This window comes from Acidisoma sp. S159 (assembly GCF_009766125.1).
Taxonomy (GTDB): domain Bacteria; phylum Pseudomonadota; class Alphaproteobacteria; order Acetobacterales; family Acetobacteraceae; genus Acidisoma.
Window position 1 is genome coordinate 273,672 of the sequence record NZ_LMUG01000008.1, and the last position, 21,099, is coordinate 294,770.

The window sequence follows — 21,099 nt, forward strand, 5'->3', positions numbered from 1 at the left end:
GGTCGAGGATCCAAGCCTTACTTGTGGCGGCGACGTTGAAGGCGTGGATGCTCGGCCTTCGCCGAGCATGACGAATCGACGATCAGATTACTCGGCAGTCGAGGGTTTTGCGTGCCCTCACCCACCACGGTTCGCGAGCGAAAACCCCGGCGTCGCTTGCGATACCGGATCCGGAGAGCGCGTCACGATGTCCATCATCGTGAGGCTCAGCATGATCACCAGCCAAAGCGCGCCGGTGAACGCGAAGATTTTCGCTTCCCCTGTGCCATGGCGAAGATGCATCAGCACCATACCGACGCCCGCCGCCATCACGATGCCGATGAAAGGCGTCACATTCCCCCAGCCCAACCAACGCCCGCCCACCGCCTCGACCGCGAGCAGGATTATCAGCCCGGCCCAGGACAGCAGATAGTCGCGCGTGCGGGTGAGGATCATCCGGCGCGCCCCGCCAGATAGATCATGGGGTAGAGCACCAGCCACACCATATCGACAAAGCTCCAGTAGAGACCGACGATCTCGACCGATGCGTGGCTCTCGCGCGTCACCGTGCCGTTGCGTGCCCGCAGCGCGATCCAGGTAACGAGACCGAGGCCGATCAGCAGATGGATCGCATGCAGCAAGGTCGCCAGATAGTAGAAGATCCAGAACAGCGCCGCGCCCTGCGAACCAGGTCCCCGCAACGCGAAACCAGGCCCGGGCACCATCCCCGCGTCAATGTCGAGATACCACTCGACGCCCTTCAGGAGCATGAAGACCACACCGAGCGCGATCGTTGCCACGGCAAGCCGGAACAGTAGCTTGCGATCGCCGACCCGAATGGCGGCGACGCCGCAGGCATAGGTCACGCTGCTGGTGATGAGCAAAACGGAGTTCACCGTGCCGATCGCGAACTCGGTGTGCTCCGTGGCAAGGGCGAAACCAGCAGGGAAAAGATAGCGGTAATAGAGCCAGATCAGGAACAACCCGCCGAAGAACAGCGTTTCCGTCGCCAGGAACAGCCACATCCCAGTCATAGAGGTGTCGTGCTGCTCGCGCTCGCTGGGGTACTGGAACTCGGTCTCCGGTCCCGGCAAGTCCTCGCGATGACGCGTCGCGGCGCTCATGCCATCGGCTCCTGCTGTTCGGGCGGCGGATAGTTATAGGCGGTTTCCGTCACGCGCGGCGTCACGGAGAAATTCTGTACACGCGGCGGCGATTGCGTGCGCCACTCAAGCCCCGTCGCATCCCAAGGATTGTCACCGGCCGGCTGGCCATAGACGAGCGACCAGAGCAGGTAACCCATCGGCAGCAGATAGCCGCCCGCCAGAATCGTGGCTCCGGCCGAGGACAGCACATTGAGAACCTGGAAGCCCGGATCATAGATCGGGTAGCGCCGAGGCATCCCGAGATACCCCAGCACGAATTGCGGCAGGAACGTCAGGATAAACCCGCCGAACAGCAGCAACGCCGCCACCCTGCCCCAGCTCTCGGGATAAAGCCGCCCCGTCATCTTCGGCCACCAGAAATGCAGCCCGGCGAAGAAGGCCGTCACCATGCCGCCGACCATGATGAAGTGGAAATGCGCGACCACGAAATAGGTGTCGTGCAGATACACATCCGCGCCCAGCGCCGCCGTGAACAATCCAGAAAGTCCGCCGATCGTGAAAAGCCCTACGAAGCCCAACGCGTAAAGCATCGGCGTATTGTAGCGGATATAGCCCTTATGCATCGTGCCGAGCCAATTGAAGACCTTGATCGCCGAGGGCACGGCAATCACATAGCTCAGTAGCGAAAACACCAAAGCCGAATAGACCGAGACGCCCGCCACGAACATATGATGCGCCCAGACGAAGAAGCCGATCACCGCGATGGCAATGCTGGACCAGGCGACAAACTTATAGCCGAACAGCGGACGCCGCGCGAAGCAGGGGATGATCTCGCTCACGATCCCGAACCCCGGCAGGATCATGATGTAGACGGCGGGGTGCGAGTAGAACCAGAACAGATGCTGGAACAGCACCGGATCGCCACCCAGCGCCGGATCGAAGACGCCGATATGGAAAATCCGCTCCATCGCGATGAGGATCAGCGCCATGGTTAGCACCGGCGTCGCCAACACGTTCAACACGCTCGTCGCATACATCGACCAGACGAAAATCGGCATTCGATACCAGGTGAGCCCCGGCGCTCGCAGCCGATGGATGGTGACGATGAAATTGAGCCCGGTCGCGATAGAGGCATAGCCGGACAGAATGATCCCGAGTGCGGCGACCTCAACGAAGCCTTTGGAGAAATTAGTCGAGAGCGGTGTGTAGAAAGTCCAGCCCGTATCGAGGCCACCGTAAGTCACCGCGAACATAGCGATCGCGCCGCCAGCAATGAACAAATACCAGCTCAACAGATTGATACGCGGAAAAGCAAGATCCCGAGCGCCGAGCATCAATGGCAGCACAAAGTTGCCCAGCACGGCAGGCGCCGCTGGCACCAGGAAGAACCACACCATGACGATGCCGTGCATCGTAAAAAGTCGATTGTACATCTCAGGTGAGACTAGGGCGCCCCGAGGGCTCAGCAGATTGTAGCGCATCAGCGCCGCCGCCGCCCCGCCGATGAAGAAGAAGGCTGTGATCGAGCAAAGATACAGGATAGCGATCCGCTTGTGGTCGGTCGTGACCAGCCACGAGCGCACCGTAGTCTCGTGGTTGATGTAGTTATCCGACCGCAATCCGGCGGCGATGCTCATCTTGGCGTCTCCCCCGCCATCGATTTGATATAGGCGATGACCTTGACGAGGTTCTCCTCGCTGATCTGGCCCGCATAGGACGGCATGAGATTCGGATAGCTCGCCACGATCTGCGATGCGGGCATGAGGATCGAATCCCGGATGTATTTATCGTCCGCCGTCACCACCGTCCGGTCCGCGAGCGGCACCAGGCTGCCGTAAAGCCCGATCAGCGGCGGCGCGCGCACCGTGCCGCCACCGCCGCCCTCGGTCGTCTCATGGCAGCCGCTGCAGCCATAGCGCATGAACAGCGTATGGCCCTGATCGGCCAGCGTGCCGCCATTTTCTCCATTCGCCGACAGCCAGGCGGAAAACTCCACCGGCTTCAACACGACAATATCGCCGACCATCTCAGAATGCCCAGTGCCGCAGAATTGGTCGCAATAGAGCGGATAGGTCCCGGCACGGTTGGGGTGAAACCACAGCGTCTCGTAGCGGCCCGGCAGCACGTCCCGCTTCACACGAAAGGCGGGAACCGAGAAATCATGGATCACGTCTTCCGAGGTCATGATGAGTTGCACGTCGCGGCCGGTCGGCACATGCAGCGCATTGATCTCGCGCTGGCCGCCCTCATGCTCGGCCTTCCACATCCATTGCTTGCCGATGATGTAGACCTTCATCGCATGCGCCGGCGTCTGCGACTGCCGCATATAGACATCGGCACCCCAGACATCGAGCGCGAAGAAAGCTACAATCGTCACCGTGGTCCAGGCAATCTCGAACCGCCAGCTTTTCTCCCCCGGCGCGCCGCGATGAGCGGTGCTGCGGGCGCGGTAGCGAATGCCGTAAAGCGCCATAAGGCCGAAAACCAGCACCAGCACGGCGAGGCTGATGAGCAGCAAAGCACCGAGCAACTGATCCGTCTCAGCGGCGCCCGGAGAGGCAACGGGAAGGTCGAAATTCATGCCCGCCCCTCTCGCCGCCGCAGGATGAGCATGACGCCAATCAGTGTCAGCACCGTCAGCAGGCCGGTCAGCCGCAGCACCTTCATGATGGCGAAGGTGTAGCGGCCGGTGGTCGGGTCGAAATGGAAGCACAGCAGCAAAACCGGCTGCACCGTTTGTTCCACGCCGCCGCTGCTCGCGCGGATGATCGCGGCGCGCAAATCCCCCGGCTGATATCCGATGCCGAGCACATAGCCGGACACCGCGCCGCGCGGCGTCAGTACCACAATGCCGGCCGGATGGATGAATTGCTTCAGCCCCACGTCATAGCGGCTGTAATATCCCACCGCCCGCTCCACCGCCGCGACGGACTCTGACGTGCCGCTGAGGAAATGCCATCCGTCGGCCGAGCCCACCGTCGGATAGCGCGCGCGGTCATCCGCCCAGGCTCTATGTGCATCCGACACGGTCTCATGGGGGTCGATGCTGACAAACACGACCTGGTAGTCAGCGGGCGTCGAGAGACCACTGCGCCCAAGTGCCGTCAGTAGATCGTCACGGATCACACCGCACAGCGCGGGACAGGCGTAGTAGCCGAGCGCCAGGATCGTCGGGCGGCCGACAACGACATCGGCCAAAGCGGTTCTCCGTCCAGCCTGATCGGTGAAAGCCGCATCGAGCGGGAGGTTTCGGCCAAGCTGCGGACGATAGCCGATCCCGGAAGTATCAGGCGCGCGCTGCGCTTGAGCCTGAACGGCCACCAGCATGAGCCCGATTACGAGAAACAAGATCCTCACCGCGAGATCCCAGTCGGCGACTGCTTCGGCCAGTCTGCGATCCCGCGCTCTGCCACAAGCGCCATCGCATCATCGATCGGAATGTGGATGAGCCCTTTTGTTCGATCGACCCAGCCGGTGCCATGCAGGCGCTTCATCTCCTCGGCATAGAAGCGATTCATATCGAGCGGCGTATTCGGCTGCAGGCGCGGCAGAGGAAATTCGTTGACCCCGACATTGGCTGGCCGGTCACGTAGTGAACTTGGAAACATCCACATGCTGAGCCCCGCCAGCAGGACCGACACCAGTACCACCAGCAGCAAGCCGATGATGATGGCGCGCGGAGCGACATCCTGAAGCTCGCGCTCAGCCAGGGGGAGTTCGGGATGTTCCGCGTAGTCAGACATTCTGCGGCCTACGCACTACAGAGACGCTAAGCCCGTCGCCACGCGCAATCCATGCGAATGAAGCACCACCAAAAGCCAGCATCGCCGCGAGATCGATCCAGCCGATTCTTCGGCCCGCCGCGTGATGTGCCGCAGGCAATACCAGCCACCAGCCACGCAGAATCGCGGTTGCGACAACCAGGACGCAGGCGACACCGAGAACGCGCTTGCTCCGTCTTCCTCGGGGCGAAAGCAGCAGAAAGAATGGCACCGCGAACCGTCCGATTTCGATCAGCGCCATCACGCCGCCCCAATAGCCATCCGTCCGCCGAAGATAATAAGGCCCATCCGAGGCTAGATCGGATTCCCACACGATGAGCAACTGCATGAAGTCGAGATAGGTCCACAGCACGACCAACGCGAGCAGGAGCTTGCCAAGATCGTCACGTGCCTTCTCATCTGCAAAGGCTAGGCTGATGAGTATGGCTACAGACAAGGCCAGCAAGCCAGCACTCGCCGCCTCCGTCATCGGATAGATCGTGGAGGTGAAGTCCTGCAGTGACATGGTGAGGTCGATCACCGCGAAGCTGAAACTGACCGCCAAAAGGATCAACCCCGGCGCCGCGAAAAGCCGCAATACCCCCCCGCGCCGCTCCGACGCGAGAATCACCAAAGCCAATCCGAACCAAACGAGCAGATACAATACGCCGCGCGCCGCGAAAGCCGGAGGGTTGAGGTAGAAACCATTCGGCGCATGCGCCCCCGCCTGCGCCCAATCGTAAAGCACCGGCATCGTGCAAAGCAGCGGCACCATCGCAGGCAACAACAGCGGCAAGCTCGAAACACCGATGAGCAAACCTGGCCGCGCCGCCTCGCCCCATCTTCCGCCTGTCAGAGCATGCGCCAGGATCACGGCCATGCTGCCCAGCGGCCACAGCATCCAAGTGTAAACGGCGGCGAGCCAGGCGTGGGGGGAAACGCCAGGCTCCAAAATCCAACCGAACAGCGACAGCACCAGCCCGACGCCGCCCGCGATCCAGCCGTTGCGTTCCGCGCGGCTCACGGCCCCGCCTCCAGCGCCTTACGCTGCGAAGAGGAAAGATCCGCCAGAACCGCGTGCTGGCTGAGTTGCAGCGCGCGGATATAGGCGGCGATGGCCCAGCGGTCAGTGGGTGGCACGCGCTGCGCAAAGGAATACATCGCGCCATGGCCCTGGGTGATCACGTCGTAGAAGTGCTGTGTCGAACCCCCGCGCAGCCGTGTTTCCTCATAGTTCGGCGGCGGGCTGAAACCACGCTGCACGATCATGCCATGCCCATCACCAAGCTCGGAATGACAGGGTGCGCAGTAGATGTGAAAGCGCTCTCCGCCGTGCCGCAGCAAGGCGAGCGTGAGCGGCGGTGCCGCGACGGGCTTTTCCTGAAACTGCACGGTCTCGGCGGGCGGCGTCTGCGGATCACCCTGGCTGCGCGTCCAGGCGTTTTTCTTGCGCTGATGGATCATGTCGTCGCAGCCAGCGAGCACCAGCACCGCCAGCAGAAGGGCGGAAAACCTCATTCGAGGATCTCCTCGATCTGCGGCGCACCGCTGGCTTGCAGCGCGGCAAGAGCGCGGTCGTGATTAGGCTTGGCAGCCGTGCGAATGGCAATGAACCAGCCCGACCGGGTCGCCTCGCGAAACGCATCGCTCTCGTCGATCGGGTCGTAGAGCCGTGGCAGCCGGTTGATCAGAAGGAAACCGAGGAAACCGGCGACCATCGCGAATAGCAACCCGGTCTCGAAACCGAAGGGAATAAAGGACGGCCAAAACACATTCGGGCGCCCCCCGATATTGACGGGATAGCCGCCGCCCAACTGCCCCCACAAACTATCCGTGAATATCCCCGTCACCGCGTAGATCTGCAGCAGCAGCCCCGCCGCCGCTCCAACCAACCCGGCAAACAGCATAACCAGCGGCAGCCGAGATTGCAGGCGCCCCACCGAGCGCGCCGGCGACGTCGGGGAATAAGTCTCGACACCATGCACGCCATCGGCTTCCAGACGCGCAACGGCCCGCGCCATCGCCGCCTCGCTCTCGAAGGCGCCGAGCACGATCATCGAGCGAGTTTCCGCGTGATCAGTTCACGCATCTCGAACATCGAGATGGCAGGCACCAGCCGGATGGTCAGCAGAAACCCGCTCGCGAATAGGCCGCAGGTTCCGGCGAACAGCGCCCAATCCCAGAGCGTCGGAAAATAGACACCCCAGGCCGACGGCAGCGCCGTCTTATGCGGCACCTGGATCACGATGCCGTAACGCTCCAGCCACATGCCGACGACCGCGCCGAAGCCGACCAGCAGCACAATCGGCACCCAGCGCCGGCAGACGCGGAACCAGAAGAGCTGCGGCAAGACGCAGTTCAGGATGATCGTCGACCAATAAACCCCGGCATCGAAGCCGCCGATCCGCGCCTTGAACATGGTGATCTCGGCGGCGTCATGGCCATAGAAGACCGAGAAGGCCTCCATCATATAAGCATAGGCGACGCAAAGGCTCGCGGTCAGCATGAGCTTGCAGAGCACATCGACATGCCGCTCGGTGATATAAGGCGTGAGGCCCCAAAAGCGGCGCAGCGGAATGATCAGCAGCAGCACCGCCGCAAAACCGGAGAAGACGGCACCGAAAACAAAGAACGGCGGGTAATCCGTGCCGTGCCAACCCGGCATATTGCCGCCCGCGAAATCCAGCCCGACGACGCTATGCACTGAGCACACCATCGGCGCCATGATCGCCGCCATGATGCCGTAAACCGCACGGAAATGCGTCCATTCGGTTCCCGACCCACGAAAACCCAACGCCGCAACACCGTAAGCAACCTGCTTGAAGCGTGTCCGCGTGCGGTCCCGCATGGAGGCAAGGTCAGGCAACAACCCGAGATACCAGAACAGCACGGAGCCCACGATATAGGCCAGCACCGCGATAAAATCCCACATCAGCGGACTCTTGAAATTCGGCCATAGGCTCATCGTATTCGGATAGGGGATCAGCCAATAAAAAATCCATGGCCGGCCGAGATGCAGGATCGGATAGATCCCAGCGCAAGCCGCCGAGAACAGCGTCATCGTCTCGGCGATGCGATTGATCGAGGTCCGCCAATCGACCCGCGTCAGGAAAAAGAACGCCGAGATGAAGGTCCCGCCGGAGGCGATGCCGATCCACCAGACATAAACGAAGATCGGAAAACCCCAGACATTCGGCCAATCATTGCCGAAAATCTGAATCCCGTTGAGGAACAGCCAAACCGTCGCGACAATACCAAGGCCAAGCAAACCAAGGCTTGGCAGAAAGGCCATCCACCACCACAGGTAAGACCGCTCCTCGCCAAGCGCGACGCCCGCCACGTGATCGGTCATGGTCCGGGCGGTCTGCCCCGGCAGCACCACGGGCAGCGCCTCGCTCATGCCGGGATCTCCGCGTTGAGGTTGCGGATGCGGCCCTCATAGGTCACGCGCGGCCGGGTATTCTGTTCGGGCAGCAAGACATAGTTGAGCGGACTATGCTTGCGCCGCACTACCTCGCTGTCAGGCTCGTTGAGGTTGCCGAAGGAAAATGCCTGCGTCGGACAGGCCGCCTGACAGGCCGTTACCGCTTCCTCCGCGACACCCGAAATGTCATGCGCGATGCGCGTCGCCGCGATTTTCTGAACGCAGAAGGTGCATTTCTCCATCACGCCCCGGCTGCGGACCGTCACATCCGGATTGCGACTCTCGACCGGCCGCGCCTCTTCCGCCGCGTACGGACCGTAGTTGAAGCGGCGCACCTTATAGGGACAGTTGTTGGAGCAGAAGCGCGTGCCGCCGCAGCGGTTATACACCATCACGTTCAGCCCCTCCTGGTCATGCACCGTCGCACCGAAGGGGCAGACAACCTCGCAAGGCGCCTCCTCGCAATGCATGCAAAGCATGGGCTGGAAATACGCCTCCGGCTTCTCCGCCGGCCCCTCGAAGTAGCGGTCGATCCGCAGCCAGTGCATTTCGCGCTGATGCAGCACCGCGGTCTTGCCCACCACCGGCACGTTGTTCTCGGCCGTGCAGGCGACCACGCAGGCATTGCAGCCGATGCAGGAATTGAGGTCGATGCTCATCCCCCAGGCGACCGGTCCGCTGGGCGGATTGCGATAAAGCAGCGGACTACCCACCCCACCCTGCAAAAGCGCGGGGTCGCGCATAAAATCGGCGAGCGTCGCGTGGCGGACGATATCGCTGGTGTCGCCGGTATCGAGCACGTCGTGATGATCGGTCGTCGCGACCTTCAGCACCCGGCCCGTGCGACGCAGCGTCGCAGGACCGGCGGCGTAACGGAGCGGATAGACATCCACACCCGTCCCTGCACCCACCGCGCCGACGACGCGCCGGCCGTAGCCGTATAGCGCGACCGCCACATCCTCCGCCTGCCCCGGCGCGATCCAAACCGGAAGCCGAGCGCTCGCCGCGCCGACCGTGACTTCAACCTCCTCGCCCTGCCGCAAACCCAGCCGATGCGCGAGCCCTGGCGCCAGTAGCAGCGGATTGTCCCACACCACCTTCGTCAGCGGGCGGGGCAACTCCTGAAGCCATGGGTTGTTCGCAAAGCGCCCGTCGAACAGCCCGGGATCCGGCCGCGTCACCAGCGCGACCGTAACCAAAGCCTCGCCTGACACGACAGAGGGAATCACGCTGCGCCCCGCTTCCGGCCTGATCGCCACCTGCGCCGGCCGGCTAGCACTGTTTGGCACTACGCCATCGGCCAGCGCCCGAACCCAGGCGTCGCCGCGCGCCAGCGAAGTCCAGGACGCGCGCACCGCCGCCAGCGAGTCCTGCGGCGTCCCCTCAAAGCCTGGCCGCAGCATCGAGAGTACGCCGACCGCGCTCATGCCATCGAACAGAGGCATCGCCTGCGGCTGCATGATCGTCGCCGTCCCGTCATAGGCGCGCGCATCGCTCCAAGCCTCGAAGGCATGGGCGCCCGGCACATACCAGGTCGCGGCATCCCCCGTCTCGTCGAGCGAAGGCCCGCTCGCAACGCTCAGCCGCACGCGCGCCAAGGCTTCAGTGAAGCCAGGGGCGGAGAAGACCGGGTTAGTGTCGAGCACAAGCAGCGTCTCGACCCGGCCCGCCGCCATATCGTCGGTCAGCGCGCGCAGATCGGCGCCGAAATCGACCGCGCGATAGGCCACCGGCTCGATCACATCGAAGGTCCGTCCTCGGCCGCCCAGCGCCTCGTTCATCGCCAGAACCAGAGCCTGCGCTTCCACCGGCAGATCCGGCCCGGCATGGATGAAGGCACCGCCCCGAGCCGCCTTCAGATCCGCCACCAGCGGCGCGAACCAAGACGGCGCGGAGCCCGGCTGCTCGCCACGCAAAACCGCCGCCGCCAGCCAGGCGACCAGCGCGGGCATCTCCGCGCCGCCGATGATGAAACGATGATCCGCCGCTGTGCCCAGCAATGTCGGCGCGCGCTCCGCCGCATAGACGCGGCTCATCGGACCGCGCGTCGGATTGCGATGCGCCGCGAAGTCCCGCGCATGGCGCACATGGCCCGGCGCGCCGCTGATGAGATCGCTGTCGAGGCCAAGAAGCACCGAAGCCCGCTCGACATGCGGCACTACATCGAGCCTCCGGCCATAGGCCAGCGCCGTGCCGTTCGACACGGTATCCCGCGACGCCGCCTCCCATTGATGCCAGCGCATCCCGGGATAGGCGGCGGCCAGAGCGTCGATCGTCCGCCCTGTTGTCGGCGACACCACGCTGCCGGTCAGGACCCGCAGCCCCACTCCACGGCTCCGCACCAGCCGCTCGCGCTCGTCCGCCATCACGCGTTGCAATGAGGGCCAGTCCGAAGGCTGCCCCTGGGTGATGATGCCCGCCGCTCGATCCGGATCATAGAAGTCGAGGATCATCGCCTGAGCGAAAGCATCACTGCCGCCCAGGCTCGCGGGATGCAGCGGATTGCCATCGACCTTCAGCGGCCGGCCCATCTGATGCGCGACGGTGATCCCCATCGCGTCGCCGCCCACGACATTCGCCGTCGCGTAAGCATTGGCACGACCCGGCACGATACCGGGCGCCGCGATCACCGCCGGGATGAGCTTGCCATCCGCCTCGCCGTTGTCACATCCGGCGAGCCCACCCAGCGCGATGCTTGCCGCCATCACCTGCAACACACGCCGGCGGCTCGCCGGATGGCCGATCATCTCCGCCAGCACCGGATACTGCCGCGCCACCGTGTCGGGATCTTCGAGCAGGCTCCGCCACTGTTTTCCGGAAACCTGGCGCGGAGCCGGAGTCTTCGTCATCGCGCGCGCCTACCGGTGACAGATCGAGCAGTCGGTGAGATTGCGCCCACCGACATGATAAAAGGCGATGAGCTGCTGCGGGCTAGGCGTGCTCGCGTCGCGCCTCCAGGACGTATTGAAGATCTCGCTCTTCGGCCGCAGTTGCGGGCCCGGGTTGCGGTGACAGTTGAGACAGAACTGCATCGTGAGCTTCACCGCCTTATAGGTCAGCGGCATCTGATCCACCGCACCGTGACAGCTCGCGCAGCCGACACCCTTCGCGATATGGATGCTATGATTGAAATAGACATAGTCGGGCAGATTGGTGACCCGGCTCCAGACGATCGGCCTGTTCTCCGCGAGGCTGAGCCGGACCGGTTCGAGCAGCTTCGCATTGGTCCAAATCTGCGAATGGCACGTCATGCAAGTGTAAGTGGGTGGCATCCCGGCATCGGCGGAAGTCTCAACAGTTGCGTGACAGAAACGGCAATCGATGCCCAGGCCCGCGACATGATGCTGATGACTGAACGGCACCGGCTGCTCGATCACGAAGCCAGTCTTGCGCATGTAGAGCGAGCTCGGCCACAGCCACCAGAAACCGACGAGAGCCGCGATCAGCAACCCGAGTGCCAGCAATGCACCGCGCATGGCGCCGTTGGCGGCCGGAGTGAAGATCGCTGCCATGAATGCGCGCGAACCGCCTGGAATTGAGTTGAGACGCGAAGGACTTAGGCCGTTCTGCTCACATGGTGTCAATTCTGGTCGGCGACGATCTCTAAGCTGTGATCGTGTAACAATTCACCGCAGCGCTTGATTGACAGAGCGTGCTGCGGCGCAATAGCTGAACTATGCCAAATCGCTCCCTGTCCCGTCCTGACGGTATGTCCGCCGGGATGACGTTTCTGCTCGCCTTCACCGCGGCGGTGAGTGTCGCCAACCTCTATATCTCGCAGCCGCTCATTGGCCTGATCGGCCCCGCCATTCATTTGCGGCCCGATGCCTATGGGCTCGTCGTCACGCTGACCCAGTTCGGCTACGCTATAGGATTACTGCTCCTCGTGCCGCTCGGCGATCGCGTTGAGAACCGCCGGCTGATGACGATCACCCTGCTCTGCGGCTCGATCACGCTGCTGCTGACATCGCTCGCCCACAATGCCGCGCTCTATCTCTTCGCCTGCCTGATGATCGGCATTACCTCCGTGACCACGCAGATGGTGGTGCCGATGGCGGCTCATCTCGCGGCGCCCAAACGCATGGGGCGGCAGGTCAGCACCGTGGTCAGCGGCCTGCTCACGGGCATTCTGCTCAGCCGGCCGATCTCCAGCATCATCGCAAGCTTCACCGGCTGGCGCAGCGTCTTCGTCGTTTCGGCGATCATGATGGCGACGACAGCCGCGATCTTCTGGCGCTACGTGCCGGAGCGCCGTCCACACGGGCGCCTCGGCTATCTCGCCTTGCTCAGGTCTCTCGGTCCGCTGCTCGCCCGCACACCGGTTCTCCAGCGGCGCGCCGCCTATCATATGACTCTCTTCTTCGCCTTCACCGTGTTCTGGACCTCGATACCGCTCGAACTTACCGACGAGTACGGCTTGTCCCAGCGCGGCATCGCTTTGTTCTCGCTGGTCGGTGCGGGGGGCGCGCTGGTGGCGCCGATCGCCGGGCGCTTCGCGGATGGCGGCTGGAGCCGCATTGGCACCGCGATCTGCATTTCGCTCGTGATCGGCGGCACGCTGTTTGCCTGGCCGGGCGCGTTGCGACCGGGATTGCTGGGCCTCGCGATCCTCGGCCTTTGCGCGATCCTGATCGACGCGGGTGTGCAGGGCCACACCGCCTTCGCGCAGCGGGCGCTTTTCAGCCTCGCGCCAGAGCATCGCAGCCGGCTCAACGCGCTCTATATCGCCGGCGCCTTCCTCGCTGCCTCCATCGGTTCAGCGGTCGCACCCTTCGCCTATGCGCGGGACGGCTGGCCGATGGTCACGCTGGTCGGCGTCGTTCCGCCCATGCTCGCGCTGAGCTTCTACCTCGCCCATACCCGTGCCGAGATGCGGCGCGTCACGCCGTGACTGCCGCACCCATCGCACAGATCCAGAGCCCGCTCGCCGGGCGATTTCCGGCGTCGATCCCGCTCCTCGTCGCGGGCGCCTTTTTCATGGAGATGCTGGACGGCACCATCATCGCCACCGCCATCCCGCAAATGGCACGCAGCTTCCACGTCCATCCCATCGACCTCAACCTCGGCATGACCGCGTACATGATCATGCTGGCGGCCGGCATTCCGCTCAGTGGCTGGGCGGCCGAGCGCTTCGGCGCCCGCCGCGTTTTCGCATCCGCCATCCTGATCTTCACCCTCGCCTCGGTTCTCTGCGGCATCGCGACCGGCTTCTGGTGGTTCTGCGCCGCCCGCGTGATCCAAGGGGTGGGCGGCGCCTTGATGGTGCCGGTCGGCCGCCTCCTGGTGTTGCGCAGCACGCCGAAGCGCGATCTGATGCGCGCCACGGCCTTCATCACCTGGCCCGCCCTGGTGGCCCCGGTCCTGGGACCAGTCGTCGGCGGCGTGCTCACCACCTACGCCTCCTGGCGCTGGGCCTTCTTCATCAACCTGCCGCTCGGCCTGCTCGGCCTTGGCGCCACCCTCTTCCTCCTCTCGGGCGGTCGCACCACGGAGGCCCGGCGGCTGGACTGGACGGGCGTTATCCTCAGCGCGAGCGCCGCCATCGCTTTCGTCTATGGCGCGAGCCTGCTCGGCACGGCCAATGGCAACATCGCCGTGAGCCTCGGCCTCATGTTGCTCGGAGCGATCGGCGCCGTCGCCACCGCGCGTCACGCGGCCCGTCACCCGGCGCCATTGATGGAATTCTCGGCGCTCCGGATCCGCAGCTTCGCCACGACGCTCTGGAGCGGCTCAACGGTGCGCATCGCCATCAACGTGGCGCCCTTTCTATTGCCGCTGCTGTTCCAAATCGGCTTTCACCGCAGCGCGGTCGCCTCCGGCTCGCTGCTGCTGTTCCTCTTCGCCGGTAATCTCGGGATTAAGCCGCTGACCTCCGCGATCCTCCGCCGTTTCGGCTTCCGCAGCGTGCTCATCGTCAACGGCCTTATCCTGGCCGCCACCTTTGCGGGCTTCGCCTGGCTGAGCCCGGCCACGCCATTATGGCTGCTGCTGCCGCTGCTCATTCTCAGCGGCGCCACGCGATCGATGCAGTTCACCGCGATCAATACCCTCGCCTATGCCGAGGTGCCGCCCGCCAGCATGACCTCGGCCAATACCCTGTTCAACCTCGGCCAGCAGGTCTCGGTGGGGCTAGGGATCGCCTTCGGCGCCGTCATGCTTCGGCTTGGGCCGCCGCTCCTAGAGAGCACAAGCCTCTCACCCGACGCCTTCCGATTTGCTTTCCTGGCAACGGCATTGCTTTGCGCCCTGCCCACCTTCGACTTCTGGCGCCTCGCCCCCAATGCCGGCGCCGAAGTCAGCCGTCATCGGCGTTAGCGCCATCTTTCAGCCACCCGGCTCGACTTTAACCCGGATACCGCTCGACCCAAGGAAGCAGGCCCGCCATGTCCTCCGATGTCACGCCCGATCTCGCCGCCCGCAGCCTGGCCAAGACCGGGCGCGCCGCCGGACGCATCGTTCCGGTCATCCTCTCCGGCGGCTCCGGCACTCGCCTCTGGCCGGTCTCGCGCGAAAGCTTCCCCAAGCAGTTCTGGCCGCTCGTCTCCGACCGATCCCTGATCGAGGAAACGGCGCTCCGCACGGCCGGCGGCGAATTCGCGCCGCCCCTCATCGTCTGCAACGAGACCCACCGGTTCCTGGTCGCCGAGCAGATGCGGGACTCCAACGTCAAAGGCGCCCGTATCCTGCTCGAGCCCGTCGGCCGCAACAGCGCCCCCGCCATCGCCGCCGCCGCGCTGCTGCTGGCGCAGGATGACCCGCAAACCGTCATCTGCATGATGGCCGCCGACCACGAGATCCCCGACACCGCGAAACTTCGCTCCACCCTGCTGACCGCCGCGAAGGTCGCCCGAGCCGGCCGTATCGTGACTTTCGGCATCCGTCCCACCGCCCCGGAGACAGGCTTCGGCTATGTCGAGATGGGCGACCCCCTGCCGGAAGCGCCCGAGGCCCATGCCCTCGCCCGCTTCATCGAAAAGCCCGACGCTGCACTCGCCGCCACGCTCATCGCGACCGGCAAGGTGCTGTGGAACTCCGGCATCTTCGTCTTCACCGTCGGCACCATAATCGAGGAGATGCAGCGCCACGCTCCTCGCGTGCTCGCCGCCGCCCGCCGCGCCGTCGAAGCCCGAACCTCGGACCTCGACTTCATTCGCCTCGGCCGCGACGAATTCGCCGCCTGTCCGAATATCAGCCTCGACTATGCCGTCGCCGAGCACACCGACCGCGCCGCCGTCATCGCCGCCGAATTCGCCTGGTCGGATGTCGGAAGCTGGGGCGCGCTCTGGGACCTCGGCGAAAAGGACGCCGCGAACAATGTCGCGGTCGGCGACGTGCTGCTCGAGGACGCCAAACGCTGCTACGTCCGCAGTGACGGCATGCTGACGGCGGTACTGGGCTTGGAGGACGCGGTCATCGTGGTGACCGAGGACGCCGTGCTCGCCATGCACCGCGACCGCACTCAGGACGTGAAGAAGATCGTCGAGCGCCTCAAGGCTCAGGGTCGGCCCGAGGCGATCATGCACAACATCAGCTACCGCCCCTGGGGCCATTACGAGGTGCTGACCGAGGGCGATCGCTTCCAGGTCAAGCGTATCGTCTGCAAGCCCGGCGAGCGGCTGTCCCTGCAAAAGCATTTCCACCGCGCCGAGCACTGGGTCGTGGTCGCCGGCAGCGCCATCGTGACCCGCAACGACGAGGAGGTCCTGGTGCGCGAGAACGAAAGCATCTACCTGCCCTTGGGCTGCGTCCACCGCCTCTACAACCCCGGCAAGATTCCCCTCACCCTGATCGAGGTCCAGTCCGGCGCCTATCTCGGCGAGGACGACATCGTGCGGCTAGAGGACACCTACGGCCGAAGCTGAGGCTTGCGGGGCGCCCGCCTTAGGCGCGCCGCCGCCCCCTCTGTCTCGCGCAGAAACCGCTGCGCCAGCGTGCCGTACAGCGGTCTGCGGCAGACCAGACGCGAGAAGCCGAAAGCCAGCATTGAGGTCGCCATGATCGGGATCGCCATCTGCTGGTTCGCCGTCATCTCCAGCACGATGACGAAAGCCGTGATCGGCGCCTGCACGACGCCCGAAAAATAAGCGACCATACCGAGCAGCACGATCGCTCGCGCTGGTGTCTCCGGGAAGAAATGCGCGAGCCAGCTCCCCAGCGCGGCGCCGACCGACAACGCTGGCGCGAAGACCCCGCCCGGTATGCCGCTAAGATAGGACGCGACGTTGGCGATGAATTTGAGCAGGAAAAAGCTCACCGGCAGCCGAGCATTGCCTTCGACCAGCGCGCGCGCCTGGGCATAGCCGGTGCCATAAGTGGCGCCATGGGACACCAGACCCACCAGGGCAATCACCAGCCCGCAAATCGCCGCGAAGGCGACGGGCCTGCCGCGCACCCACATGCCTAGCCGCCCAGGCAGGCTGAACGGCGCGAGAATAAGAATCTGGCTGAACCCGCCGCCCAGCAGCCCGCCGGCGGCGGCGCAAAGAACCACCGCCAGCCAGCCCACGCCAAGCGGCAGGCTCACGGTGGTCACGCCAAAATAGGTGTAGTTCCCTGACAGCGCCAAGGTCGCGATGCCACCGATGATGACGGCGGTGAGCACCGTGCCGCTGGTGCGCGCCTCGAAGTTATGGCTCAGTTCCTCGATCGCAAAGACGATGCCCGCGAGCGGCGTGTTGAAAGCCGCCGCCACGCCCGCCGCGCCCCCTGCCAGGATAAGGCCACGCTGCGTCTCGGGCCGGGGCAGTCGTAGAGCGCGCCCGAGCGCATGCATGATCGAGGCGCCCACCTGCACCGTAGGTCCCTCGCGCCCGATCGAAGCGCCGCTGAGGAGTCCGATCAGCGTCAGCAAAACCTTGCCCAAACTCACCCGCAACGAAAGCACGCGCGAGATATTTGCGAGGTCCGTCATATGCAGCGCTGCGATCACCTGAGGAATGCCGCTGCCCTGCGCACCCGGAAAGACACTGCGAGTCAGCGTCACCGCCAGCGCCAGGCCGCCCGGCGCCAGGATCAGCACCAGCCAGGGGCGAGGTCCCGTCATCCAGCGAAACGTGGCTTGCGCCTCGTCCGCGAGCCAGGCGAAGGCGATCGCCATCAGCGCCACCATGACCGCCCCCGCCCAGAAAGCGATCCGCCGCAGCCAAAGTCGCGGCGAGACCAGCGGTAGACGCCGGAGCTGGCGGAACAAACGTCGGTTGATGCGCATCTGCGCTTATCCTGCGCGCGGAGAGCGCTGTCACCAGCGGCCTGTCACGTCGAAGGTCGGCGGGCCCGTCTGCTTAGTAGAAGATCAACACCAGCACGCCGAGAACGATCGCGTATTTGCAGGCGTAATAGACCTTGCGGTTCCACTTCTTCAGCCGCTTGCCGACCAGCCTGATCTTATAGACGCTACCGAAGGCCTTATTGGCGAAGCCGACCTTGTCGCCCTCCATATTCTGCGTCGCGGTCGCCTTGACGAGGTGATGGATGACGAAGCGATTGATCCCTGTCATCAGCCGCGAGCGCAACGGCCGCTCGACGTCGCAGAAGAGGATGAGGCGATTGACGTCAGTCTTGTTCTCGGCGAAATGGATGAAGGTCTCGTCGAAGACCAGCGCCTGCCCGTCCCGCCAGCTCCGCCGCTGGCCGTCCACCTCGATAAAGCAGTCGTCGCTGTTCGGGGTACGCAGCCCGAGATGATAGCGGAGGCTGCCGGCGAAGGGATCGCGGTGGGACACGAGCCGGCTGCCCGGCGGCAGCATCGCGAACATCGCTCCATGCAAACCCGGCACCTGCTCCAGCGCCTTCACGGTCTCGGGGCAGAGCTTCTCGGCGGAGGGCAGCGGCGAGTCGTACCACTTAAGGTAAAAGCGCTTCCAACCACGCCGGAAGAAGGAATTGAAGCCGAGATCGTTATAGCCCTCGGACGCGCGGACCATGCCGTCATCCATGAGCCGCATGCCCTCGTCCCGGATGATCTCCCATTTTGCGGTGAGAGCGGCGATCCCTGGCAGGTCCTCCTCGCGCAGGAACGGCTTCGATGGCACTCGGGAAAACAGGTAAACCAGGGCGTTATAGGGCGCGAGGAAGGTCGAGTGGTCGGTCAGCTGCCGGCTGAACCGATGCCGCACCTTGCCCCGGAAATGCACCAGCATCGCCGAACCCAGGAAAATAACGATGACCGCAAGCTTGAGCGGCCAATAGGCAATGAGGGTGTGAAAGGACATGTCCGGCTACTACTCTCCCGTGGACATCCCCTAACTACCACACCCCGCCACCCGGCCTCCACCCATCCTCATTACTGCCTGGAAAGCGCAGGTGAATGGGACGCCGGGCCTTAATGCAGCAACGGCGCCGTCGGTCCGGAATGCAGCACGGCGAAGCGGCCGCGAGTAACCACACGGTCTCGTCCCGTATGCTTCGCCTCGTAAAGCCGCTCGTCGGCGATCGACATGACCTGAGCCGGACTGCCGGCCTCCTCCGACTCGGCGACACCGATACTCAGCGTGATCCGCAGATCGGGGTGGATCAGCGACCAGTTCCAGCCGCGAATGACATCCTGCACCCGCCGGCAGATCTTCGACGCCGCCAGGATGCTCGTCTCGTTCATCAGAAGAACGAACTCCTCGCCGCCATAGCGAAAGAGCTGGTCGATGTCGCGAGTCGCGTCGCGCAGCAGGGCGGCGACCTGCCGCAGCACGTCATCGCCCACCGAATGGGAGAAGGTGTCGTTGACCAGCTTGAACCTGTCGATGTCCATCATCGCGCAGGCATAGACCTTGGTCTCGGACTCCACGTCGAGCAGCGCGCGCTCGAGCCGGCGGCGATTGGGCAGCCCCGTCAGCACATCCTCCATGCTCGCATGCATGAGGAGCTTCGCCTCCTGGGCCAGCGCCTTGTTCATCTGCTCCAGCCCATCGGCGCGCGACCTCTCGGCCTCGATCCGGGTGCGGAGCTGGTTGGTCTCGTAATGGATCGCCGCCACCCGTGACCGGATCTGCGAGGTATCGGTGCTCTTGCGGACATGCCGAGCATGAAACTCCCGATGCCAGTAAAGCGCGTCCTCGAACTTGCCGAGGCCGCCATAGGCCTCAGCCAAGGAGCGGCAACAGGGCACGCCGATTTCGAGGTCGCCGGCATCCGCGGCGGTGGCCGCGCATTCGCGCAGCGTCCCAACCGCTAACTCCCTCTCATTGGTGGCAAGCTGCAGCTTACCGAGCGCGAAGAGGTAATAGATCTGCGAACGCGCGCCGCCGCCGCCGCCGAGCCGGTTCCATTTGCTCAGCGCCTCGGCCGCATTCTCCGGCCGCTCCAGAAACAACTCGTATTCCGCGATGTTGCAGAGGCTTATCCGCTCGGTCCAGGCATCGCCCGCGGCGCTGGATCGTTCCTGTGCCTCGCTGGCGAGCAGAACGGCGCGTTCCATTCGCCGCCGCACCTCGTCGGGTCGGGTCGTGGTGCCATGATCGTCGTGGGTGGCGTGCCAGAACTCCGCCTCGATCCCCGCCAGATTGACGAGATACCGGGCGAGGTCGACATCGATGCCGACACGCCGTGCCAGCTCGACCGATCTCTCCGTGAATTCCAGCGCCCGGTCCAGTTGCCGAAGCATCCAGAAGACCACACCCACCACATTGAGCGCGAAAGCGATGGCGGTATCCTCGCCCGACGCCTCAGCCAGTCCAAGGCCGAGCATCGCCTCGTCGAGCGCCTCATTCGGCGCGCCGATCTCGATCAGCAGCCAGGCATGAACGCAGCGCGACCAGGATTCGCGGGGCTTGTCGCCACGCGCCTTGAACAGGTCGCGAGCCGAGAGGACATGCAGGATGCCCTCCTCGTAATAGGCGAGCATGAAGCAGTACCAAGCCATGTGGCTTGCCGCCATGCCACGCAGGAAAGACTCATCTTTCTCGCCGGCGGCTTGGTCATGCACGCGCTGAGCTTCGGCGAGCGCGGTCTCGACCTCACCGGTGCAGGACAGCCGCCAGGCGCGCGCGAGCAACGGTGGCATGCTGCCGAATGGCGGATTGGCCGGCGTCTCCTCCCGTCCGTCCGCTATGGCCGGGTCGTTCTTGGGCGGCGCGTTCAGAAGGGTATCTCGTCGTCAAGGTCGCCGCCGCCCCGGCCGGCATCCCAGCCACCGCCACCGCCACCAGCTCCGCCGCCCGCGCCACTGCGCGCCGCCGCGGGCCGTGCCGCGCGATCAGGTGCCTGATCGTAGGACCGCTCGCTACCACGTGCGGCGCCGCTGCCCTCGGCGGGTCGATCGAGCAACACGAGTTCGGCGCCGAAGCGACCGAGCAGAACCTCGGTCGAATAGCGCTCCTGGCCAGCCTGATCGGTCCATTTCCGGGTTTGCAACTTGCCCTCGAGATAGACCTTGCTGCCCTTCTTAAGAAAGCGCTCGGCCACATCGGCAAGGCGGTCATTCATGATGACGACGCTATGCCACTCAGTGCGCTCCTGGCGCTCATTGCTCGCCTTGTCGTTCCAGCTCTCCGAAGTGGCAATCCGAAGATTGACGATCTTCATGCCGGACTGGGTGTTTCGGACCTCGGGATCCTTGCCGAGATTGCCCACGATAGTCACTTTGTTAACGCTGCCGGCCATAGGCTGGTTCCTCAACAAGAACGCTGGTATTTGCCACGCGGCCTATACCTTACGCCCCAGTCTGGGACCAGCGGTTGCAATGGGCCAGACTTTAATTCGTGCATCGAAACGAGTTTCCAGTCCGTCGCATTGAGCTAAAGTTCTCAGATTCAACCCGGGGTTGCAAGTATTCTCTGGAGCTTTAAATCCGGCGACGCAATGCCGATCTTCCATGGCGGCGGTTTGCACCCGGCAC

19 protein-coding genes are annotated in these 21,099 nt (G+C 64.2%); 3 read left to right on the top strand and 16 right to left on the bottom strand.

Annotated features, from left to right (window positions below; genetic code table 11):
• Positions 1-117 precede the first annotated feature (117 nt).
• Genes GSQ92_RS04595 through GSQ92_RS04650 form a run of 12 tightly spaced genes read right to left on the bottom strand, consistent with a single transcriptional unit; the run spans position 118 to position 11,782 of the window.
• A complete protein-coding gene (locus GSQ92_RS04595) occupies positions 118-435 on the bottom strand; it encodes a hypothetical protein (RefSeq protein WP_159013088.1) in 318 nt (105 codons plus the stop codon).
• Positions 432-1,103, bottom strand: a complete 672-nt coding sequence (locus tag GSQ92_RS04600) for a cytochrome c oxidase subunit 3 (protein ID WP_159013089.1) — start codon at positions 1,101-1,103, stop codon at positions 432-434. The genes GSQ92_RS04595 and GSQ92_RS04600 overlap by 4 nt, the downstream gene beginning before the upstream one ends.
• Complete coding sequence (locus GSQ92_RS04605; protein ID WP_158802247.1) at positions 1,100-2,722, bottom strand: cbb3-type cytochrome c oxidase subunit I; 1,623 nt, start codon at positions 2,720-2,722, stop codon at positions 1,100-1,102. Before GSQ92_RS04605 ends, GSQ92_RS04600 begins: the two co-directional genes overlap by 4 nt.
• Positions 2,719-3,666, bottom strand: coding sequence for a cytochrome c oxidase subunit II (gene coxB, locus GSQ92_RS04610; protein ID WP_159013090.1), 948 nt, complete (start codon positions 3,664-3,666; stop codon positions 2,719-2,721). The genes GSQ92_RS04605 and coxB overlap by 4 nt, the downstream gene beginning before the upstream one ends.
• On the bottom strand, positions 3,663-4,442 hold the full coding sequence (locus GSQ92_RS04615; protein WP_158802249.1) for an SCO family protein: 780 nt from the start codon (positions 4,440-4,442) through the stop codon (positions 3,663-3,665). Before GSQ92_RS04615 ends, coxB begins: the two co-directional genes overlap by 4 nt.
• Complete coding sequence (locus GSQ92_RS04620; RefSeq protein ID WP_158802250.1) at positions 4,439-4,828, bottom strand: hypothetical protein; 390 nt, start codon at positions 4,826-4,828, stop codon at positions 4,439-4,441. Before GSQ92_RS04620 ends, GSQ92_RS04615 begins: the two co-directional genes overlap by 4 nt.
• Positions 4,821-5,870 (bottom strand): hypothetical protein, encoded by a 1,050-nt coding sequence (locus GSQ92_RS04625; RefSeq protein ID WP_158802251.1) that lies wholly within the window; start codon positions 5,868-5,870, stop codon positions 4,821-4,823. Before GSQ92_RS04625 ends, GSQ92_RS04620 begins: the two co-directional genes overlap by 8 nt.
• Complete coding sequence (locus GSQ92_RS04630) at positions 5,867-6,364, bottom strand: cytochrome c (protein ID WP_158802252.1); 498 nt, start codon at positions 6,362-6,364, stop codon at positions 5,867-5,869. Before GSQ92_RS04630 ends, GSQ92_RS04625 begins: the two co-directional genes overlap by 4 nt.
• The gene (locus GSQ92_RS04635) at positions 6,361-6,903 is read right to left on the bottom strand and encodes a DUF3341 domain-containing protein (RefSeq protein WP_158802253.1); all 543 of its coding nucleotides are present in this window, start codon (positions 6,901-6,903) and stop codon (positions 6,361-6,363) included. Before GSQ92_RS04635 ends, GSQ92_RS04630 begins: the two co-directional genes overlap by 4 nt.
• Positions 6,900-8,246, bottom strand: coding sequence for an NrfD/PsrC family molybdoenzyme membrane anchor subunit (gene nrfD, locus GSQ92_RS04640; RefSeq protein ID WP_159013091.1), 1,347 nt, complete (start codon positions 8,244-8,246; stop codon positions 6,900-6,902). The genes GSQ92_RS04635 and nrfD overlap by 4 nt, the downstream gene beginning before the upstream one ends.
• On the bottom strand, positions 8,243-11,119 hold the full coding sequence (locus GSQ92_RS04645; RefSeq protein WP_158802255.1) for a 4Fe-4S dicluster domain-containing protein: 2,877 nt from the start codon (positions 11,117-11,119) through the stop codon (positions 8,243-8,245). The genes nrfD and GSQ92_RS04645 overlap by 4 nt, the downstream gene beginning before the upstream one ends.
• A gap of 9 nt (positions 11,120-11,128) precedes the next feature.
• A complete protein-coding gene (locus tag GSQ92_RS04650; RefSeq protein WP_158802256.1) occupies positions 11,129-11,782 on the bottom strand; it encodes a cytochrome c3 family protein in 654 nt (217 codons plus the stop codon).
• A 209-nt stretch (positions 11,783-11,991) separates the two neighbouring features.
• Here GSQ92_RS04650 and GSQ92_RS04655 point away from each other — a divergent pair, with 209 nt between their 5' ends.
• From GSQ92_RS04655 to GSQ92_RS04665, 3 genes are all read left to right on the top strand, one after another.
• A complete protein-coding gene (locus GSQ92_RS04655) occupies positions 11,992-13,161 on the top strand; it encodes an MFS transporter (protein WP_216849967.1) in 1,170 nt (389 codons plus the stop codon).
• Positions 13,158-14,585, top strand: a complete 1,428-nt coding sequence (locus GSQ92_RS04660) for an MFS transporter (RefSeq protein ID WP_216849968.1) — start codon at positions 13,158-13,160, stop codon at positions 14,583-14,585. Before GSQ92_RS04655 ends, GSQ92_RS04660 begins: the two co-directional genes overlap by 4 nt.
• 68 nt (positions 14,586-14,653) lie before the next feature.
• Complete coding sequence (locus GSQ92_RS04665) at positions 14,654-16,132, top strand: mannose-1-phosphate guanylyltransferase/mannose-6-phosphate isomerase (protein ID WP_159013092.1); 1,479 nt, start codon at positions 14,654-14,656, stop codon at positions 16,130-16,132.
• Here GSQ92_RS04665 and GSQ92_RS04670 read toward each other — a convergent pair.
• The 4 genes from GSQ92_RS04670 to ssb form a co-directional block, all read right to left on the bottom strand.
• Complete coding sequence (locus GSQ92_RS04670; RefSeq protein ID WP_158802257.1) at positions 16,117-17,478, bottom strand: chloride channel protein; 1,362 nt, start codon at positions 17,476-17,478, stop codon at positions 16,117-16,119. The genes GSQ92_RS04665 and GSQ92_RS04670 overlap by 16 nt on opposite strands.
• A 73-nt stretch (positions 17,479-17,551) precedes the next feature.
• Entirely contained in the window at positions 17,552-18,481 is a 930-nt protein-coding gene (locus GSQ92_RS04675; RefSeq protein WP_159013093.1) for an aspartyl/asparaginyl beta-hydroxylase domain-containing protein, read from the bottom strand.
• 110 nt (positions 18,482-18,591) lie between these two features.
• Positions 18,592-20,265 carry a diguanylate cyclase gene (locus GSQ92_RS04680; protein ID WP_159013094.1) on the bottom strand — a complete coding sequence of 558 codons (1,674 nt, stop codon included), beginning with the start codon at positions 20,263-20,265 and terminating at the stop codon, positions 18,592-18,594.
• Between the two features lie 74 nt (positions 20,266-20,339).
• Positions 20,340-20,864, bottom strand: a complete 525-nt coding sequence (gene ssb / locus GSQ92_RS04685; RefSeq protein WP_158802260.1) for a single-stranded DNA-binding protein — start codon at positions 20,862-20,864, stop codon at positions 20,340-20,342.
• Positions 20,865-21,099 lie beyond the last annotated feature (235 nt).

Bases quoted from the DNA above. Each gene is read 5' to 3' on its own strand.
- GSQ92_RS04595 (WP_159013088.1), bottom strand. From the start codon at position 435: ATGATCCTCACCCGCACGCGCGACTATCTGCTGTCCTGGGCCGGGCTG.
- GSQ92_RS04600 (WP_159013089.1), bottom strand. From the start codon at position 1,103: ATGAGCGCCGCGACGCGTCATCGCGAGGACTTGCCGGGACCGGAGACC.
- GSQ92_RS04605 (WP_158802247.1), bottom strand. From the start codon at position 2,722: ATGAGCATCGCCGCCGGATTGCGGTCGGATAACTACATCAACCACGAG.
- coxB (WP_159013090.1), bottom strand. From the start codon at position 3,666: ATGAATTTCGACCTTCCCGTTGCCTCTCCGGGCGCCGCTGAGACGGAT.
- GSQ92_RS04620 (WP_158802250.1), bottom strand. From the start codon at position 4,828: ATGTCTGACTACGCGGAACATCCCGAACTCCCCCTGGCTGAGCGCGAG.
- GSQ92_RS04630 (WP_158802252.1), bottom strand. From the start codon at position 6,364: ATGAGGTTTTCCGCCCTTCTGCTGGCGGTGCTGGTGCTCGCTGGCTGC.
- GSQ92_RS04635 (WP_158802253.1), bottom strand. From the start codon at position 6,903: ATGATCGTGCTCGGCGCCTTCGAGAGCGAGGCGGCGATGGCGCGGGCC.
- nrfD (WP_159013091.1), bottom strand. From the start codon at position 8,246: ATGAGCGAGGCGCTGCCCGTGGTGCTGCCGGGGCAGACCGCCCGGACC.
- GSQ92_RS04645 (WP_158802255.1), bottom strand. From the start codon at position 11,119: ATGACGAAGACTCCGGCTCCGCGCCAGGTTTCCGGAAAACAGTGGCGG.
- GSQ92_RS04650 (WP_158802256.1), bottom strand. From the start codon at position 11,782: ATGGCAGCGATCTTCACTCCGGCCGCCAACGGCGCCATGCGCGGTGCA.
- GSQ92_RS04655 (WP_216849967.1), top strand. From the start codon at position 11,992: ATGACGTTTCTGCTCGCCTTCACCGCGGCGGTGAGTGTCGCCAACCTC.
- GSQ92_RS04665 (WP_159013092.1), top strand. From the start codon at position 14,654: ATGTCCTCCGATGTCACGCCCGATCTCGCCGCCCGCAGCCTGGCCAAG.
- GSQ92_RS04670 (WP_158802257.1), bottom strand. From the start codon at position 17,478: ATGCGCATCAACCGACGTTTGTTCCGCCAGCTCCGGCGTCTACCGCTG.
- GSQ92_RS04675 (WP_159013093.1), bottom strand. From the start codon at position 18,481: ATGTCCTTTCACACCCTCATTGCCTATTGGCCGCTCAAGCTTGCGGTC.
- GSQ92_RS04680 (WP_159013094.1), bottom strand. From the start codon at position 20,265: ATGCCACCGTTGCTCGCGCGCGCCTGGCGGCTGTCCTGCACCGGTGAG.
- ssb (WP_158802260.1), bottom strand. From the start codon at position 20,864: ATGGCCGGCAGCGTTAACAAAGTGACTATCGTGGGCAATCTCGGCAAG.